Here is a 16170-nt window from a genome sequence, read left to right on the forward strand (position 1 = left end):
AATGGTGTGTCGCAACTTCATTCTATCAAAGACTGCAAACCATGTCTCTTTTTATTTCTTTTTCAATTTGCGCAATTTATTGTACCTTATCTCGCGCACTGGCCGAGAGGCCGCGCCGGCATTCTAACATACGTTAAGGGTAAAGCAAAAGGCCCTCCCCTTTCGGAGAGAACCCCTTACCTCAAACCATGCTGTACCTTGAAAAATTCCAAAGCGCTTTATTCGATAATAGCCGCACCACCGGATGAATCCACATAACTGCCGCTATACGCTGGCCACACGGGGGCATAGCCTGAGGATTGATGATGATACATTGTCTAAAATTTTAGGCCACGCGGACTTTGATATGACTAGTGACATCTATATTCAGGCTGATATCAACAAGCTACATCAGGGGATGTTGAAACTGTACTCCCACGAAGATTGAGAATACCGAAAATAACGGTTGCGACCACATTGCGACCATGCTAAAGAATTAAGCAAAAGAAAAGTTCTAGAACCGCTACGGCTCTAGAACTTCCTTGGTGGAGACTGGGAGACTCGAACTCTCGACCTCCTGCGTGTGAAGCAGGCGCTCTAACCAGCTGAGCTAAGCCTCCACATCAAATATTCACTTTTGACACCCACCGACCGGACATTCCAGCCAGATAGGTTTGGTGACCCGTACGGGATTCGAACCCATGTTACAGCCGTGAAAGGGCCGTGTCTTAACCACTTGACCAACGGGCCATATCAACTTTTCGGGAACCCCCACGGGACACGCCGTGTCCCGTGGGAATTCTGGTAGCGGCACCTGGATTCGAACCGGGGACACTGCGGGTATGAACCGCATGCTCTAGCCAACTGAGCTATGCCGCCAAATTTGCACGCCGGTGTGGCGGGCGAGGATTACTATACCAGATAACGCCTATTTTTGTCAAGAGGTTTTCGGGAAAATCTCTCATAAAATATCTGTTTTTGCAAAAGAGGGATTCGCCGGGGGCGTTTTCACGCCCCCGGCGCAAGACTTTCTCTTAGTACATGCCGCCCATGTCGGGTGCGGCGGGCGCGGGCGCAGGAGGCTCGGGCTTGTCAGTCACCAGAGACTCGGTGGTCAGCACCATGGAAGCCACGCTGGCGGCATTCTCCAAAGCGGAACGAGTCACTTTGGCGGGGTCAATGATACCGGCTGTGACCATGTCGCAGTACTCTTCCTTATAGGCGTCGAAGCCATAGCCCGCCTTACCGGAATCGCGGACCTTCTCCAGAATCACGGAGCCGTCCAGCCCGGCGTTGGCCGCGATCTGGCGGATGGGGGCTTCCAGTGCCTTGGCAATCAGACGCGCACCAGTCTTCTCGTCGCCTTCCATGGAGGGAATCAGAGCCTCCACGGCGGAAATAACGTTGATGAAGATGGTGCCGCCGCCGGCGACAACGCCCTCTTCAACAGCCGCGCGGGTGGCGTTCAGCGCGTCCTCCATGCGGAGCTTCTTTTCCTTCATCTCCGTCTCGGTGGCTGCGCCGACCTTCACGACGGCAACGCCGCCAGCCAGCTTCGCCAGACGCTCCTGAAGCTTCTCCTTGTCATACTCAGAGGTGGTGTTGCCAATCTGAGCGCGAATCTGGCCCACACGATCCTTGATGGCCTGGCTGTCGCCCGCGCCGTCCACGATGGTGGTGTTCTCCTTGGTGACCTTCACCTGACGGGCGCGGCCCAGCATATCCAGCGTGGCGGTCTTCAGCTCCAGACCCACTTCCTCGGACACCACGGTGCCGCCGGTGAGGACGGCGATGTCCTGCAGCATCTCCTTGCGGCGGTCGCCAAAGCCGGGGGCCTTGACGCACACCACATTCAGCGTGCCCCGTAGACGGTTCACGATCAGGGTGCTCAGGGCCTCGCCCTCCACGTCCTCAGCCACGATCAGCAGCTTCTTGCCGGACTGCACAAGCTGCTCCAGCAGGGGCAGAATATCGGTGATGACAGAGATCTTCTTGTCAGTGATGAGGATGTAGGCGTCGTCGATGTTGGCCTCCATCTTCTCAGTGTCGGTGCACATATAGGGGGTGATGTAGCCCCGGTCAAACTGCATGCCTTCCACGACTTCGCTGTAAGTCTCGGCGGTCTTGGACTCCTCAATGGTAATCACGCCGTCGGCGGAAACCTTGTCCATGGCGTCGGCAATCAGCTTGCCGATTTCCTCGTCGCCGGAGGAGACGGCGCCCACGCGGGCAATATCCTTGGTGCCGTCTACCTTCTTGGACTGCTTCTTGATCTCGGCAACGGCAACTTCCACGGCCTTTGCCATGCCCTTGCGCACCACGATGGGGTTCGCTCCGGCAGCAAGATTCTTCAGGCCCTCGGAAATCATTGCCTGCGCCAGAAGAGTTGCGGTGGTGGTGCCGTCTCCAGCCACATCGTTGGTCTTGGTGGAAACTTCCTTCACGAGCTGCGCGCCCATGTTCTCAAAGGGATCGGGCAGCTCGATTTCCTTGGCGATGGTCACGCCGTCGTTGGTAATCAGGGGTGCGCCGTACTTCTTGTCCAGCACCACATTGCGGCCCTTGGGACCCAGAGTAACCTTGACGGTATCGGCCAGAGTGTCCACACCGGCCTGCAGCGCCTTGCGGGCGTCTTCGCCGCGCTTAATCAGTTTAGACATATTGCATTACCTCCAAATTTAAGAAGTTGTTTTTGAGACTGCTTTAGTCCACGATGGCCAGAATCTCGCTCTGGCGCACCACGGTATACTCCTCGTCTTCCAGCGTAACCTTGCTTCCGGCATACTGGCTGGTGATTACCTTGTCGCCGACCTTCACGGTCATGACCACGTCCTTGCCGTCCACGTTGCCGCCGGGGCCCACGGAAATCACTTCAGCCACGGAGGGCTTCTCCTTGGCGGAGCCGGTGAGAATGATGCCGCCCTTGGTCGTCTCCTCGGCTTCCACCATTTTCAGGATGACACGGTCTGCAAGCGGTGTGAGTTTCATAAAAACTGCCTCCTTCAATATATTAAAAAATTTATAAAATCAGCGTTAGCACTCAATCCATCCGAGTGCTAACGGTGCTATCATAGTACATCCCCGTCCGTTTGTAAAGGGGGTATGGAGGGAAAATCTGTGAAAATTTTGTGAACTTCCACGCAGGGCGGCGGAAAATGCCCCGGCAAGCAAAATCGGCAGGAGTTTGCAACACGGCTTGCCATGAAAGCGTTTGCGCAGTATACTTTAAATAAAAAGGCCGACCAACGTGCCGACGCGCCCGCCGGATGCCCTGATTTAAACGCGGGCGTTTTTTCGGAGGAGGGACTTTATGAAACTAAAACAGCTGTTGAATGGAACGAACCCGCTTTTGACGCTGATCTATCTGATCGGCGTGGGGGAATTGGCCCTGCTGGTCTCATTTTCGATGGCAGGTGGTCGCGTCGCTGTTCCTTTCATCATGTATCAGGTATGGATGTGCTACCTGCTGCTGAGCAGGAGCCTTAGCTATGCGATGATGTTTCGGGACGGGACCTGGGCCCGTGGGAAAAACCCGGCCTTAAAGCCAAAGGCCGGGGGCTGGTTTTTGGCGCTGTTCCTTCCGCAGGTTCTATTCAGCGCCGCCATGCCCTTCGTGGTCTTTTTGTTGGGTGGTTTTTTCCGCAGCACCGTGGCGGCGGCGCTGCTGGGTTTGAAAATTCTCCTGATGCGGCGGGTATGGCCGATGCTTCGCGTCCCCGAAAACCGCGAAGCGGGCGCGGAGTAATCGCGCCGGGCATTCCTGCGGAAAAGAACTTTTGTCCATCACATCATAGATGCAAACAGTCTCCGGCGTTAAAAACGCCGGAGACTTTAATACATTTTGTATTTTTCTGACGAAAAATCACTTTCCGTACATAAACAAATCGCATTTCAGCATTCCGTTGTAGAGCTTGCGCTTTTTGTCGGCCTGCTTGCCAAACGACCGCTCAAACTCCGTATGGGACGAAAGCACCAGCACCCGCCACTTGGACGGCAAGTCCCGGCAGGCCGCGCCGAAGACGCGGTACAGCGCCTCGGCCTCGCTTCGCTCCATCAGCCGCTCGCCGTAGGGCGGGTTCGTGACCAGTTGACCGTATTCGCTGTCCCGGTGAAATTTTGCCGCGTCGGTCACTTCAAAACGGACGCAGTCCCCCACACCGGCAAGCTCCGCATTATGCCGCGCCAGCTCCACCGCCGCCGGGTCAATGTCGCCGCCCCAGATATCGTAGGTTCCGTGGAACTCGCGGTCCCGCGCCTCCTGCGCCGCGTCCTGCCAAAGCTTCGCGTCCATGTTTTTCCACCTCTGGGCGGAAAAGCTGCGATTCAGGCCCGGAGCACGGTTTTTAGCGATGAGCGCCGCCTCGATGGCAATCGTGCCGGAGCCGCAGAAGGGGTCGCAGAAGGGATCCCGGCCCCGGTAACGGGACAGCGTCACCAGTGCAGCCGCCAGCGTTTCCCGCAGCGGCGCAACCACGCCCTGCGCCCGATAGCCACGCTTGTAAAGCCCCTCGCCGGAGGTATCCAGATACACCGTAGCCACGTCCCGCACGATGGCGAACTGAAGCTGATAGCGGCTCCCCGTCTCCGGCAGCATCTCCATGCCGTATTTCTCCCCTAACCGCTTGGCGGATGCCTTTTTCACAATCGCCTGACACGCGGGGACAGAGTGCAGCTGGGAATTCAAGGAATAGCCCTTTACAGGAAATTCACCGTCCTTGGGGATATAGTCCTCCCACGGGAGAGCGTAAACGCCCTGAAACAGGGCCTCAAAGTCCTTGGCGGGAAAGCTGCCCAGCTCCATCAAAACCCGCGCCCCGCAGCGCAGGTTCATATTCAGCCGGGCAATGTCCGCCTGAGTTCCCAGACAGTGGACCCGGCCATTCTCTGCCCGGACCTCTTGCAAATTCAACCGTTTCATTTCGTCCGCCACCAGACTTTCCAGTCCGAACAGACAGGGTACCGTCAGCGTCATGGGCCGTGCCTCCTTTAAGTGTTTAAAATGTCTGCATCACTATACCAGATATTCAAAAAATGTGCAACGCGGCAAACTTAAAATTCTGGGTCGCCCCAAAAATGCGCTTTTATCTTGAAACCTTTCAGCCTCTTTATCCGTCTAATATGTAAAAACAATTTTTTCCGGGTGCATACCAGAATCAACCGCCTTGCGGGGCTGGTATTTTTCTCAAAGATGTGATACAATGAGTGTATGAACTATAAAGCATTTCTTTTTTATTGATTCTACCCCCATCGAATGCTTTCCAAAGGAGGTTTTTTACAATGATGATTTGGATTTGGCTGGGCGCCATCGTGCTCTTTGGCGTGGCGGAAGCCGCCACCGCGGGGCTTGTGTCCATCTGGTTCGTGGCAGGCGCGCTGGCCGCGCTGATTGCGGCGATGCTGAGCGCGTCCGTACCCATGCAGTTTGCGCTTTTTCTTGCGGTATCCGCCGCCGCGCTGGCGGCCACCCGCCCTCTGGTGCGGAAAATGAGGGCAGGCAAGGCCATTCCCACCAATCTGGACCGGGTGATCGGCCAGACGGGCAAGGTAACCGAAATCGTAGATAACGAAAATGCCACCGGCGCTGTCTATGTAGACGGCAAGACCTGGACTGCCCGCAGCACCGACGGAGCGGTTTTCCCCGTGGGTAGCCTTGTTTCCGTGTCCAAAATGGAGGGTGTAAAACTCTTTGTGGAAAAAAATATAATTTTGGAAGGAGTCAAATAAATGCCTATTCCGATTCAAAGCATTGCCCTGATTGTTCTGGTGATTCTCGTTTTACTGCTGATCGTCAGCAACATCGTCATCGTTCAGCAGTCCAAAGCCTATGTGGTGGAGCGTCTGGGCGCGTTCCGCGCCGTGTGGGGCGTGGGTTTGCATTTCAAGCTTCCCTTTGTCGAGCGGATTGCAAAGCGAGTGTCCCTGAAGGAGCAGGTGGCGGATTTCGCGCCCCAGCCTGTTATTACCAAGGACAATGTCACCATGCAGATCGACACCGTTATTTACTTCCAGATCACCGATTCCAAGCTGTATACGTATGGTGTGGAGCGCCCCATGAACGCCATTGAAAACCTCACCGCCACCACTCTGCGAAACATCATCGGCGACATGGAGCTGGACCAGTCTCTCACCTCCCGCGACATCATCAACACCCGGATGCGCGCCATTTTGGACGAAGCCACGGACCCTTGGGGCATTAAGGTAAATCGAGTGGAGCTGAAGAACATTCTTCCCCCCAAGGAAATTCAGAACGCCATGGAAAAGCAGATGAAGGCGGAGCGGGAACGCCGCGAGGCCATCCTTCAGGCTGAGGGCCAGAAGCAGAGTCAGATTCTGGTGGCAGAGGGCGAAAAGCAGTCTGCCATTCTGCGGGCCGACGCGGCAAAGCAGGCCGCCATTCTCCACGCCGAAGGCGAGGCCGAGGCCATTATGAAGGTCCAGCAGGCCACGGCCGACGCGCTGCGCCTGCTGAACGAATCCAGTCCCAACGATCAGGTCATCAAGCTCCGGGCACTGGAGACGATGGTGAAGGTAGCCGACGGAAAGGCCACAAAAATTATTATTCCCTCCGAACTTCAGGGGCTGGCGGGGCTTGCCGCCAGCGCAAAAGCCCTGCTGGAGAGCGACGCGCCCGCGAAATAATTATCCACGGAGCGGGGATTACCCCGTCTATTCCATAACCTCGACCGAGGGGCCTGCGAAAACGCAGGCCCCTCGGTTTATCGCACCCCCTCAGGTCAGTTTTGATTGAAAGCGGATTATTTTCCGTTTTTTCATATTCAAACCGGAAAAAAGCTGATATAATAGCCAAGGACAACTGTTACATATGTTAAATATGCTTGAACGTACTTGCCTCCACCGCGCTTTCCACCTGTCGCGGGACGGCGGGCCCATACGATGAAACTGACTGTACGGCGGCAGCGTACCCTTCGGTACACCCAGCCGGAATACATAGAGACGAAACGGAGGAGCCTTATGCGGGAATTTTGGAACGCGCTGATCCACGGGCTGGAGAGCGGGCAGCCCGTTTGCCTTATAAGCCTTTTATCCTCCGCCGGGTCCACACCCCGGGGAGCCGGGGCCATGATGGCGGTGCTGCCGGACGGAAGCTCCGCCGGGACCATCGGCGGCGGCAACGTGGAATACGAGGCCCAGAAGCTGGCATCCGAAATTTTGAAATCCGGTGAGGACCAGCGGCAGGACTACCGCTTCATTCAGGGCAGCGACCACAGCCTTGGGATGATCTGCGGCGGCGACGTGACGGTGCAGCTTCATTATATCTCTCCCCATGACGAAGCGGCGCTGGCCGCATTCCGCACGCTCAAGGGAGCTCACGCCCGAGGACAGGACGCATGGCTGGCCCTGCGGCTGGACGGCAGCCGCGTGGCCGAGGTTCTCGCCCTCTCTGGGACGGACGAAGCTGACCCATTGCTTGCCCCCCTGCTGGGGGACGGGCCTATGCTGACGGACGGCGGCTGGTTCTCTGTCCCCGTGTCCCAATCCGGGTGGGTTCACATCTTCGGCGCGGGGCATGTGTCCCGGGCGCTGGTGTCCGCCCTGTATCCACTTGGCTTTCGCTGCGCGGTGTACGATGATCGGGCCGAATTTGCCGACCCGGCATTTCTCCCCACGGCCCAGCAAGTCCAGGTGTGTGACTTTGACCGGCTGGACATCTCCGTTACTCCTCGGGATTATGTGGTTGTGATGACCCGGGGCCACAACGCGGACTACGAGGTGCTTTCTCAAATTTTGCGCTCCGGCGCGCGGTATATCGGCTGCATCGGAAGCAAGCAAAAGCTGGCCCTGTGTCGTAAGCGCCTGTTGGACGCTGGCTTCACGGCGGAGGAATACGCCGTGCTTCACGCGCCCATTGGCCTTTCCATCGGCGCACAAACGCCGGAGGAAATTGCCGTTTCCGTGGCGGCGGAGCTGATCGCCGTCCGGGCAGGATTGGACCTCCGGCGGCAGGCGGAATTCGCCATTTAAGCAGGCTTTTTCAATCTCCGGCGAAAGCGCCGGACTTCACGGAGGACATCTATGAATCGTATCAGCAAGGAAAATTACTATCTGGACATCGCAGAGACTGTTTTGGAACGGGCCACCTGCCTGCGCCGGGTGTACGGAGCCATCATCGTGAAAAACGACGAGATTATCTCCACCGGCTATAACGGCGCACCCCGGGGCAGGAAAAACTGCGTGGACATGGGCTATTGCACCCGCGAGGCGGCAAAGGTCCCCCGGGGGGAGCGATACGAGCTGTGCCGCAGTGTCCACGCCGAGGCCAACGCCATCATTTCCGCCTCCCGGCGGGACATGGTAAGCGGAACACTGTACCTTGTGGGCCGGGACGCCCGAACCGGCGAGCTTTTGGGCGACGCCACCTCCTGCTCCATGTGCCGCAGGCAGGTGATTAACTCCGGTCTTGAACGCGTGGTCATCCGGCGAACAAAAACGGAGTTCGATGTGGTCTCTGTGGAGGATTGGGTTGCCGAGGATGACTTTCCCGACTTCGGACCTATGGAGGAGCCGTCCTCTCAGCAGTAATTTCAGGAAGGAGGCCGTCACTTGAAAACGGGCCTTGTCACCTTTTTTCATATCCACCACTATGGCGCGGTTTTGCAGGCCTGCGCCACGCAGCGGGCCGTGGAACAGCTTGGAAGCTCCTGCGAAATTTTTAACTATTACGTCAATCAGAATAATGACCTATTCCGCCCCGCAGGGGGGCTTTCCTCCGCGGCTGCAAACGCCCACACCGCCCTCCACTACTCCGCCATGCGCGAGCGGTATCAGCGGTTTGAGGATTTTGCCTCCCGCAATCTGATGATTACGGAGCGGCGGTACGAAAGCCTGCGGGAACTGGAGAGCGCGCCTGATTGCGACGTGTATCTCTCCGGCAGCGACCAGATCTGGAACCCCAAGATTTTTCCCGACGGGCGGTTTGACCCGGTGTTTTTCAGCCGGTTTACGGCGGGACGGAAAATTGCCTACGCCCCCTCCTTCGGCATTCCCCGGATTCCCGACGGGATGGAGGAAGAACTGCACCGATATCTTGACGACTTTTCCCATCTCTCCGCACGGGAGGCACGGGGGCAGGCCATTCTCCGTGAGGTTGGTGGGCGGGAGGCCCCTGTGGTGCTGGACCCCACGCTGCTTTTGCGGCAGGAGGACTGGGCCGCCCTTTCGGCAGAGCCGAAGCAGCCGTCCGGCTACATCCTGTGCTACTGCATCAGCGCCCCCGGCCCGCTGGAGCCCTACATCCGCCGCTTGCAGGAGGAAACGGGGTTGCCCGTGGTCCAGCTTTGCGGTCTGCGGCAAAAGGTTCACCCCAAAGCGGTGTGCGTTTTCTCCGCAGGTCCCGCGGAATTTTTGGGGCTGTTCCGCCACGCCGCCTACGTGTGCACCAACTCCTTCCACGGGACCGTGTTCTCCGTGCAATTCCAGAAGCCGTTTTTCACCGCCGTTTCCCCGGCGGAACTGGCCGCACCGGAGCAGTCCCGGATTTTCAGTCTTCTGGATCGGCTGGGCCTTGCAGACCGCATTATCGGAAAGGGCGACTCCGCCGGCCTGTCGGACCCTGTGGACTGGTCCGCCGCCACCGGGCGGCTGGAGGCGGAGCGTCGAAATTCTTTGGCGTATCTCCGCGCCGCGCTGATGAATGAGCCGATTCCCACCCCAGAAAAGGCCGAAAGCGGTTCGGATTTACCGGAGCTTGTCGGCCGGGCGGACTGCACGGGCTGCACCGCCTGCGCCTCCGTCTGCCCAAAGGACGCCATTTCCATGGAGCCGGACCGGGAGGGCTTTGCCTACCCCTTGGTAGACCTTGAAAAATGCATTCACTGCGGACGGTGCACGGCGGTCTGCCCGCCGCTTCACCCGCCCAAAAGCTGCCCCCTCCCGGCAGTGTTTGCCGCATGGAACCGGGACGACGTAATCCGCAAGGACTCCACCTCCGGGGGAGTGTTCTCCCTCATCGCGGCGGACGCGCTGGAAAGCGGCGGCGTGGTGTTCGGCGCGGCGCTGGACGACAGGCAGCGCCTGCGGCACATCGCCTGCTTCTCACCGGAGGATTTACGCTATCTCCGGGGGGCAAAATACGTGCAAAGCGATTTGCGCGGCGTGTACCGGGAGATTCGGGAGCTTTTAAAGTCCCGCCCCGTGCTTTTCTCCGGCACCCCCTGTCAGGTGGATGGTCTATATCACTTTTTGGGCCACCGTCCGGAAAATCTCACCACCTGCGACGTGGTGTGTCAGGGCGTTCCCTCCCCCGGCGTGTGGGCTGACATGGTTCGCTCCATTGAAAGCCATCGGCGGCGCTCCCTGCAAACCGTGCGCTTTCGCAACAAAGTGGCAGGCTGGAAAAACAGCCACTTTACCCTGCTTTATAAGGATGGGTCGGCGGATTCCGCCCCTTTGTTTCAGACGGAGTGGGGCCGGGCATTCGGCAGGGCGCTGTTCCTGCGGCCTTGCTGCCACCGGTGTGCCTATACCTCTTTGTCCCGGACGGGAGACTTTACCCTTGGGGATTTCTGGGGCCTGCGGCCCGACGAGCTTTCCGACCAGCAGGAAAAGGGCGTGTCCCTTCTAATTGTGAATACGGCCCACGCCAGTCATATTTTTGACCGTCTCCCCCTTGGGCGGCAGCCCTTCTCGCCGGAGCGGGCCGTGGCGGGAAATCCCCGGCTGGCCTCTCCCATCGCCCAGCCGGGGGATCGGGCGGCGTTTTTCGCGGCCTATGCCTTGCAGCCCTTCGATCAGGTGCGGCAAAAATTTCTTCGCCTGCCCTCCCTGCCCGTGCGGATTGCCGCCAGAGCCCTCAGCCCGGAGGCAAAGGCGAAGATCAAAGCCAAGCTGAAATAGCCTCTGGCGTTTTTCGGGCTACCCCTAAACAGCACAGACCCTTTGCGCGGCCAAGGCCGCGCAAAGGGTCTGCTTTTTGTGATCCGTCCACGGAGGAATCCGTGCCCCAAGCCTTTTATAAACAGTTGGGGACCGAAGTGCGTCCCTTACGCCGGAAGCCGCTCTCCAGCGCAAAGCAGCGTACGTTACTCCTGAATCCCCGGCAGCTTGGGAATGTAGGAAAAGCCGCGGGCCAAATCCTCATCGGTAGGGATATAATCGGTCATACTGCCGTCGTGATAGGACATATATGCCGCCATGTCAAAGTACCCCGTGCCGGTAAGCCCGAAGACGATGGTCTTAGCCTCCCCCGCTTCTTTGCACCGTATCGCCTCGTCAATGGCGACCCGGATGGCGTGGGCCGACTCCGGCGCGGGCAGCGTACCTTCCACCTTCGCAAAGAGCTTTGCCGCTTCAAAGACCTTGGTCTGCGTGACGGAGCGGGCTTCATCCAAAAATCCGTCGTGATAGAGCTGGGAGAGGATGGGACTCATGCCGTGGTAACGCAGCCCGCCCGCGTGGTTGGGCGCTGGGATAAAACCGCAGCCCAACGTATACATCTTGGCCAGCGGCGTGACCTTTCCCGTGTCGCAGAAATCGTAGGCAAACCGTCCCCGGGTCAGGGAGGGGCAGGACGCAGGCTCCACCGCGATAAAATGCGGGGCCCGCTTCCCTGTCAGCTTATCAGCCATAAAGGGCGCCATCAGTCCGCCAAGATTGGAGCCGCCGCCCGCGCAGCCGATGAGAATATCGGGGTATTCGTCCAGCTTCTCAAGAGCCGCCCTTGTCTCCAGCCCGATAATGGACTGGTGCAGCAGTACCTGATTTAAAACGCTGCCCAGCACGTAGCGGTAACCCTCTGTGGTAGTGGCCTTCTCCACCGCCTCAGAAATCGCGGTGCCAAGACTTCCGGAGGTTCCGGGAAATTCCGCCAGCATCCGGCGGCCCACCTCTGTGGTGTCCGAAGGAGAGGAAATGACCGACGCGTCATAGGTTTCCATCACAGCCTTGCGATAGGGCTTCTGCTCGGCGGAGCCCTTGACCATGAAGACCTTCAGGTCTAGCCCAAAATAGCCGCAGGCCATGGACAGAGCGGTGCCCCACTGTCCCGCCCCCGTCTCGGTGGTCACGCCCCTGAGGCCCTGCTCCTTGGCGTAATACGCCTGTGCGATGGCGGAGTTCAGCTTGTGGCTGCCGCTGGTGTTGCCGCCTTCGTATTTGTAGTAAATCTTCGCCGGAGTGTCCAACGCTTTCTCTAAACAGTAGGCCCGCACCAGCGGAGAGGGGCGGTACATCTTGTAAAAATCGCGGACCACCTCGGGGATATCGATGAAGCGGTCGGTGGAGTTCAACTCCTGCCCGACAAGCTTCTCGCAGAAGATGGGCGTCATATCCGCCGGGGTCACGGGCTTCAGCGTACCCGGGTGCAGAATGGGGCGATGGTCGGTCTTCATGTCCGCGCGCACATTGTACCACTGCCTGGGAAGCTCCTGTTCGGTCAAATAGGTTTTATACGGGACTTTGCGTTCCATAATGTTCCCTTCCTTTCTGAAGCATTCGGCCGAATCACCAGCCAAATAAAAATAAAAAAAGCCCTTGTCCCTGCAAATACTTGCAGGGACAAGAGCGATTTCACTCCTGTGGTGCCACCCGGCTTGACGCGGTAACCGCGCCCACTTTTCAGCACACTGTCATGTGCCGGCCTTTTTTAACGGGGCGCCCTCCCCGTCTCCCCTACTAAGCTTCCGCCGTTCGGTTCGCCCTTGCCGGTCCATTCGCCAAATCTGCCCGCGCCGCATTTCCACCGTCAGCGGCTCTCTATATCAGGCTCGGATATGGGTACTCACTCCGGCGCTTCGGTTTGTTTTGATTAAAACGTAGTATACGCGCGGCCAACGCATTTGTCAACCGCTTTTTTAGGCTCTTTTAAAACGGGCCGCCACGGCCAGCGTCAACAGCATCAGCACAATGCCCACGGGCAGCGCCAGCCACGGGGCAATTCCCGCAGTTGCAAAGGTGCCTGCCACGATATAGGTCACGCAGCTCACCGCCGCCGCAGTGACGGCGTAAGGAAGTTGCGTAGACACATGGCTCACATGGTCGCACTTGGCTCCCGCCGAAGCCATGATGGTGGTGTCGGAAATGGGGGAGCAATGGTCTCCGCACACAGCACCGGCCATGCAGGCGGAGACGCAGATGATGCTCAGGGGATTGCCGCCTTCCAGCGGAAACACGCTCAGCACAATGGGAATCAGAATGCCGAAGGTGCCCCATGAGGTGCCCGTGGCAAAGGCCAGCAGACAGCCGATTACAAACACAATGGCGGGCAGCAGAAGCTGGAAGCTCTGGGCGGAATTCTGCACCACGGCGGCCACAAACTCCCGGGCGCCCAGAGAATCGGTCATGGCCTTCAGGCTCCACGCAAAGGTGAGAATCAGGATGGCCGGAACCATGGCCTTGAAACCCTCCGGGATGCAATCCATCATTTCCTTAAAGCTCATCCGGCGGCGCAAAAAGTAAAAGCCAATCGTAAAAGCCAGACCGAAGGCGCTGCCCAGCAGCAGCCCCACGGACGCGTCGGACCCGGAGAAAGCGTCTACAAAGCTGGCGCCGGAGAAAAAGCCGCCGGAATAAATCATTCCCGTGACGCAGCAGACCACCAGCACCACGATGGGAGCCACCAAGTCCGCCACCGTGCCGCTGTCTGATACGCTGCTCTCGTCCTCAGTGGCGTAGGGATTTTTTCCGGAAAATAGATCGCCCTTGTCGGCATTGGCCTCGTGAACAGCCATGGGGCCGAAATCCACTTTCATCATCACCAGCCCGATCATCATGATGATCGTCAGCAGGGCGTAGTAGTTATAGGGAATGGCGCGGATAAACAGCGCAAGGCCGGACCCGTCGTCCACAAAGGCGCTGACGGCGGCGGCCCACGAAGAGATGGGCGCGATGATGCAAACCGGCGCCGCAGTTGCATCGATCAAATAGGCCAGCTTCGCCCGGGAGACATGATGGCTGTCCGTCACGGGGAGCATCACGCTGCCCACGGTGAGACAATTAAAATAGTCGTCAACGAAAATTAAAATACCCAGCGCAATGGTGGCAAGCTGCGCGCCCGCCCGGGTTTTAATGTTCTTCTGGGCCCAGCGGCCAAAGGCCGCAGAGCCGCCGGAGCGGTTTAACAAGCTCACCATCGCGCCCAAAATCACCAGAAACGCAATGATTCCCACATTATACCCGTTCGAAAGCACAGAGACAATTCCGTCCTGAAACACATGGGTAACGGTTCCCGCAAAAGAGAAGCCGGACCACAGCAGCCCGCCAGTGAGAATCCCCAAAAACAGCGAGGAATAGACCTCCTTAGTCACAAGCGCCAGAGCAATGGCCACTACCGGAGGCAGCAGGGACCAGATTGTCTCGTAAAACACGGGGGCCGCGCCGGTCCCTTCCCCGGCGGCCAAAACCGGAACGGTCAGCAGAGCCAAAAACACAGCGGCAAAAAGCGCCGCCTTTCGGCAGGGTTTGTTCTTCATGGAAGCTCCTCCAAAAAAATAAAGTCATGACCAAGCGTCATGACTCCATACCTCAAACCCGTACGAATCACGACAGCGCTCCACCCCGCAGGGCGACAGTCCGGCGGATATTCTCCGACGAACCGGCTCCGCTCCCGCCAGGCCACGGGGAGCAAAACCTCGGCGGCAGTCCCTTTCCCGTCTCCCCCTCGGCCTGTTTGGAAGACGCTACTTTTGACTGTCGCACCTCTATCATGCAATACGTCTGATTATAGCAAAGCTTCTATAAAAGTCAACCATTTGCGACAAAAATCCGCCAATTACCCTATTTTTCCGCCGATTACCCCAGCAGCGCTCCCATGCGTGATTCCCCGTATACAGGAATACCCTCCGCCCTTAAAAGCGCCGCCGTCACGCCGTCTCCGTCGGTCAGTCCGCCGGAAAAACTTCCATCGTGAATCACGCCGCAGCCGCAGGAGGGACTGCGCTCCTTCAACAGCGCCGCTTCGCAGCCAAACAGCCGCGCCAACTCCAGCGCGGCCCGTGCTCCTCTTTCAAATTCCGCCGTCACGTCAGCGCCCTCCCGGGTGAAAACGCGCCCTTCCCGACATTCGGCGGGCGGACGGGGCGTGGGCAGACCACCCAACTGCTCCGGGCAGACGGGGACGCACTCGTGTCGCGCCAACAGCGCACCACCCCCCTCAAGGCGCTTGGTCCCCCCGTCATACCGGCAGGGCAGACCAAGCAGGCACGCCGAAACCAGCAGCTTCATTTCTTCTCCGCCTGTTCCTGCCTGCGGGCCTCAATTTCCCGCCGCTCCCGCTGAAGCTCTGTGAACAGGGCGATGCCGTCCCACTCCTGATTCCACTTGGTCAGCACCGCCTTATAGCACCCTGTCCCCACGCCCGATTGACGCAGGGCCACCAAAAGCCCGTCCAACTGCTGCTCCAAGTCGCAGAAGACCATCATGCGGCCCCCCAGTTTTCCGGAGAACACGCCCTCCCGGGCGGGCCGGGTTTCCCGCCCTGCCAGCGCCCCCACGGGGGTGCGCCATCCGTCCCGGAAAACCGGCTTTACCTCCGCCCCAAAGGGCCCCGCCGCGGCCTTAATGACCAGAATATCGTTCAGCTCCTCAAAGCCGTACAGCAAAATCGTGCCCATGCCTACGCTCCTTTCAATTTCCAATCCCGCCAGAAACGTCCGGCGATTGTTTTCAAGACGTGCCAGCCCCGCTTCCCTGTGAAAGCTTCAAGGGCTTGCCGTCCAACGCGGCCTCCGCCAGCGTTTGCCCCTCATAGCGCAGCTTCAAAGAGAAAAAAGGCGCGTCAGACTCCAGCAGGTCAAGAAAAATATTGTCCCCACTCCACAGCGGCAGCTTGCGCAAATCCTTTTTGCCGATCCATTGCAGGTCACCTTCGTCGCACACGGTCTGTTCCCCCGTCCATGCGTCGGCAGTGAACAGGTGCATGTACTCCCCTTCCCATGCGTCGGAGAGGAAGGTCACAAGGCCCCGATAGCGCCAGCGGGTCAGGGTCAGCCCCGTCTCCTCTTTCGCCTCCCGCAAAAGGCACTCCTCCGGGCTTTCCCCCTCCAGAAACTTTCCGCCCACGCCAATCCATTTGTCATGGTTCAGGTCGTTTTTCTTTTTCACCCGGTGGAGCATCAGGTATTCGTCCCCCCGCTCCAGATAGCATAGCGTGGTGTTTAACACAAAATCCCCCCACAGTCGTTTTTCTTCATTATACCCCATTCCCTGCAAATGGCAAGACGAAACCGCCGGTCCCGG

General features: G+C 58.4%; 15 protein-coding genes, 3 tRNA genes and 1 riboswitch. Of the genes, 7 read left to right on the plus strand and 11 right to left on the minus strand.

Annotated features, from left to right (window positions below; translation table 11 throughout):
- The coding region (locus tag RTU96_RS13875) for a hypothetical protein (protein ID WP_312637244.1) at positions 1-258 on the plus strand (258 nt) is incomplete at its 5' end.
- Between the two features lie 264 nt (positions 259-522).
- On the opposite strand, the gene RTU96_RS13880 is transcribed toward RTU96_RS13875, so the two are convergent.
- The 5 genes from RTU96_RS13880 to groES form a co-directional block, all read right to left on the minus strand.
- Positions 523-599: transfer RNA gene (locus RTU96_RS13880), tRNA-Val, on the minus strand.
- 55 nt (positions 600-654) lie between these two features.
- A tRNA-Glu gene (locus tag RTU96_RS13885) sits at positions 655-729 on the minus strand.
- 52 nt (positions 730-781) lie between these two features.
- A tRNA-Met gene (locus RTU96_RS13890) sits at positions 782-858 on the minus strand.
- A gap of 155 nt (positions 859-1013) precedes the next feature.
- On the minus strand, positions 1014-2639 hold the full coding sequence (gene groL, locus RTU96_RS13895) for a chaperonin GroEL (RefSeq protein WP_294855991.1): 1626 nt from the start codon (positions 2637-2639) through the stop codon (positions 1014-1016).
- 43 nt (positions 2640-2682) lie between these two features.
- Positions 2683-2967 carry a co-chaperone GroES gene (groES, locus tag RTU96_RS13900; RefSeq protein WP_294855992.1) on the minus strand — a complete coding sequence of 95 codons (285 nt, stop codon included), beginning with the start codon at positions 2965-2967 and terminating at the stop codon, positions 2683-2685.
- A 322-nt stretch (positions 2968-3289) separates the two neighbouring features.
- Between groES and RTU96_RS13905 the strand changes: the two genes are divergently transcribed.
- A complete protein-coding gene (locus RTU96_RS13905) occupies positions 3290-3724 on the plus strand; it encodes a hypothetical protein (RefSeq protein WP_312637245.1) in 435 nt (144 codons plus the stop codon).
- Between the two features lie 117 nt (positions 3725-3841).
- On the opposite strand, the gene RTU96_RS13910 is transcribed toward RTU96_RS13905, so the two are convergent.
- Positions 3842-4951, minus strand: a complete 1110-nt coding sequence (locus RTU96_RS13910) for a class I SAM-dependent RNA methyltransferase (RefSeq protein ID WP_312637246.1) — start codon at positions 4949-4951, stop codon at positions 3842-3844.
- 305 nt (positions 4952-5256) lie between these two features.
- Between RTU96_RS13910 and RTU96_RS13915 the strand changes: the two genes are divergently transcribed.
- From RTU96_RS13915 to RTU96_RS13935, 5 genes are all read left to right on the plus strand, one after another.
- Complete coding sequence (locus tag RTU96_RS13915) at positions 5257-5703, plus strand: NfeD family protein (protein WP_312637248.1); 447 nt, start codon at positions 5257-5259, stop codon at positions 5701-5703.
- Positions 5704-6618 carry an SPFH domain-containing protein gene (locus tag RTU96_RS13920; protein WP_312637249.1) on the plus strand — a complete coding sequence of 305 codons (915 nt, stop codon included), beginning with the start codon at positions 5704-5706 and terminating at the stop codon, positions 6616-6618.
- 255 nt (positions 6619-6873) lie between these two features.
- On the plus strand, positions 6874-7962 hold the full coding sequence (locus RTU96_RS13925) for an XdhC/CoxI family protein (protein WP_312637250.1): 1089 nt from the start codon (positions 6874-6876) through the stop codon (positions 7960-7962).
- A 51-nt stretch (positions 7963-8013) separates the two neighbouring features.
- Complete coding sequence (locus RTU96_RS13930; protein WP_312637251.1) at positions 8014-8520, plus strand: deaminase; 507 nt, start codon at positions 8014-8016, stop codon at positions 8518-8520.
- 21 nt (positions 8521-8541) lie between these two features.
- Positions 8542-10833, plus strand: a complete 2292-nt coding sequence (locus RTU96_RS13935; RefSeq protein ID WP_312637253.1) for a polysaccharide pyruvyl transferase family protein — start codon at positions 8542-8544, stop codon at positions 10831-10833.
- A gap of 185 nt (positions 10834-11018) precedes the next feature.
- Here the strand turns inward: RTU96_RS13935 and RTU96_RS13940 are convergent, their stop codons facing one another.
- The 5 genes from RTU96_RS13940 to RTU96_RS13960 all read right to left on the minus strand — a co-directional run bounded on the left by RTU96_RS13940 (position 11019) and on the right by RTU96_RS13960 (position 16095).
- Complete coding sequence (locus RTU96_RS13940) at positions 11019-12404, minus strand: TrpB-like pyridoxal phosphate-dependent enzyme (protein ID WP_312637254.1); 1386 nt, start codon at positions 12402-12404, stop codon at positions 11019-11021.
- Positions 12405-12788: 384 nt separating this feature from the next.
- Positions 12789-14405 (minus strand): Na+/H+ antiporter NhaC family protein, encoded by a 1617-nt coding sequence (locus tag RTU96_RS13945; RefSeq protein WP_312637255.1) that lies wholly within the window; start codon positions 14403-14405, stop codon positions 12789-12791.
- Between the two features lie 65 nt (positions 14406-14470).
- A riboswitch (Lysine riboswitch) is annotated at positions 14471-14644 on the minus strand.
- Between the two features lie 80 nt (positions 14645-14724).
- Positions 14725-15156 carry a DUF523 domain-containing protein gene (locus RTU96_RS13950; protein WP_312637256.1) on the minus strand — a complete coding sequence of 144 codons (432 nt, stop codon included), beginning with the start codon at positions 15154-15156 and terminating at the stop codon, positions 14725-14727.
- The gene (locus RTU96_RS13955; RefSeq protein WP_312637257.1) at positions 15153-15545 is read right to left on the minus strand and encodes a DUF3783 domain-containing protein; all 393 of its coding nucleotides are present in this window, start codon (positions 15543-15545) and stop codon (positions 15153-15155) included. Before RTU96_RS13955 ends, RTU96_RS13950 begins: the two co-directional genes overlap by 4 nt.
- 52 nt (positions 15546-15597) lie before the next feature.
- The gene (locus tag RTU96_RS13960; RefSeq protein WP_312637258.1) at positions 15598-16095 is read right to left on the minus strand and encodes an 8-oxo-dGTP diphosphatase; all 498 of its coding nucleotides are present in this window, start codon (positions 16093-16095) and stop codon (positions 15598-15600) included.
- Positions 16096-16170 lie beyond the last annotated feature (75 nt).

Origin of the sequence: Oscillibacter sp. (assembly GCF_032018205.1) — a bacterium.
GTDB lineage: Bacteria > Bacillota > Clostridia > Oscillospirales > Oscillospiraceae > Oscillibacter.

Excerpts from the sequence above, each read along its gene's own strand:
- RTU96_RS13950 (WP_312637256.1), bottom strand. The coding sequence starts at position 15,156 with ATGAAGCTGCTGGTTTCGGCGTGCCTGCTTGGTCTGCCCTGCCGGTAT.
- RTU96_RS13955 (WP_312637257.1), bottom strand. The coding sequence starts at position 15,545 with ATGGGCACGATTTTGCTGTACGGCTTTGAGGAGCTGAACGATATTCTG.
- RTU96_RS13930 (WP_312637251.1), top strand. The coding sequence starts at position 8,014 with ATGAATCGTATCAGCAAGGAAAATTACTATCTGGACATCGCAGAGACT.
- RTU96_RS13920 (WP_312637249.1), top strand. The coding sequence starts at position 5,704 with ATGCCTATTCCGATTCAAAGCATTGCCCTGATTGTTCTGGTGATTCTC.
- RTU96_RS13910 (WP_312637246.1), bottom strand. The coding sequence starts at position 4,951 with ATGACGCTGACGGTACCCTGTCTGTTCGGACTGGAAAGTCTGGTGGCG.
- RTU96_RS13925 (WP_312637250.1), top strand. The coding sequence starts at position 6,874 with ATGAAACTGACTGTACGGCGGCAGCGTACCCTTCGGTACACCCAGCCG.
- RTU96_RS13915 (WP_312637248.1), top strand. The coding sequence starts at position 5,257 with ATGATGATTTGGATTTGGCTGGGCGCCATCGTGCTCTTTGGCGTGGCG.
- groES (WP_294855992.1), bottom strand. The coding sequence starts at position 2,967 with ATGAAACTCACACCGCTTGCAGACCGTGTCATCCTGAAAATGGTGGAA.
- groL (WP_294855991.1), bottom strand. The coding sequence starts at position 2,639 with ATGTCTAAACTGATTAAGCGCGGCGAAGACGCCCGCAAGGCGCTGCAG.
- RTU96_RS13940 (WP_312637254.1), bottom strand. The coding sequence starts at position 12,404 with ATGGAACGCAAAGTCCCGTATAAAACCTATTTGACCGAACAGGAGCTT.
- RTU96_RS13905 (WP_312637245.1), top strand. The coding sequence starts at position 3,290 with ATGAAACTAAAACAGCTGTTGAATGGAACGAACCCGCTTTTGACGCTG.
- RTU96_RS13945 (WP_312637255.1), bottom strand. The coding sequence starts at position 14,405 with ATGAAGAACAAACCCTGCCGAAAGGCGGCGCTTTTTGCCGCTGTGTTT.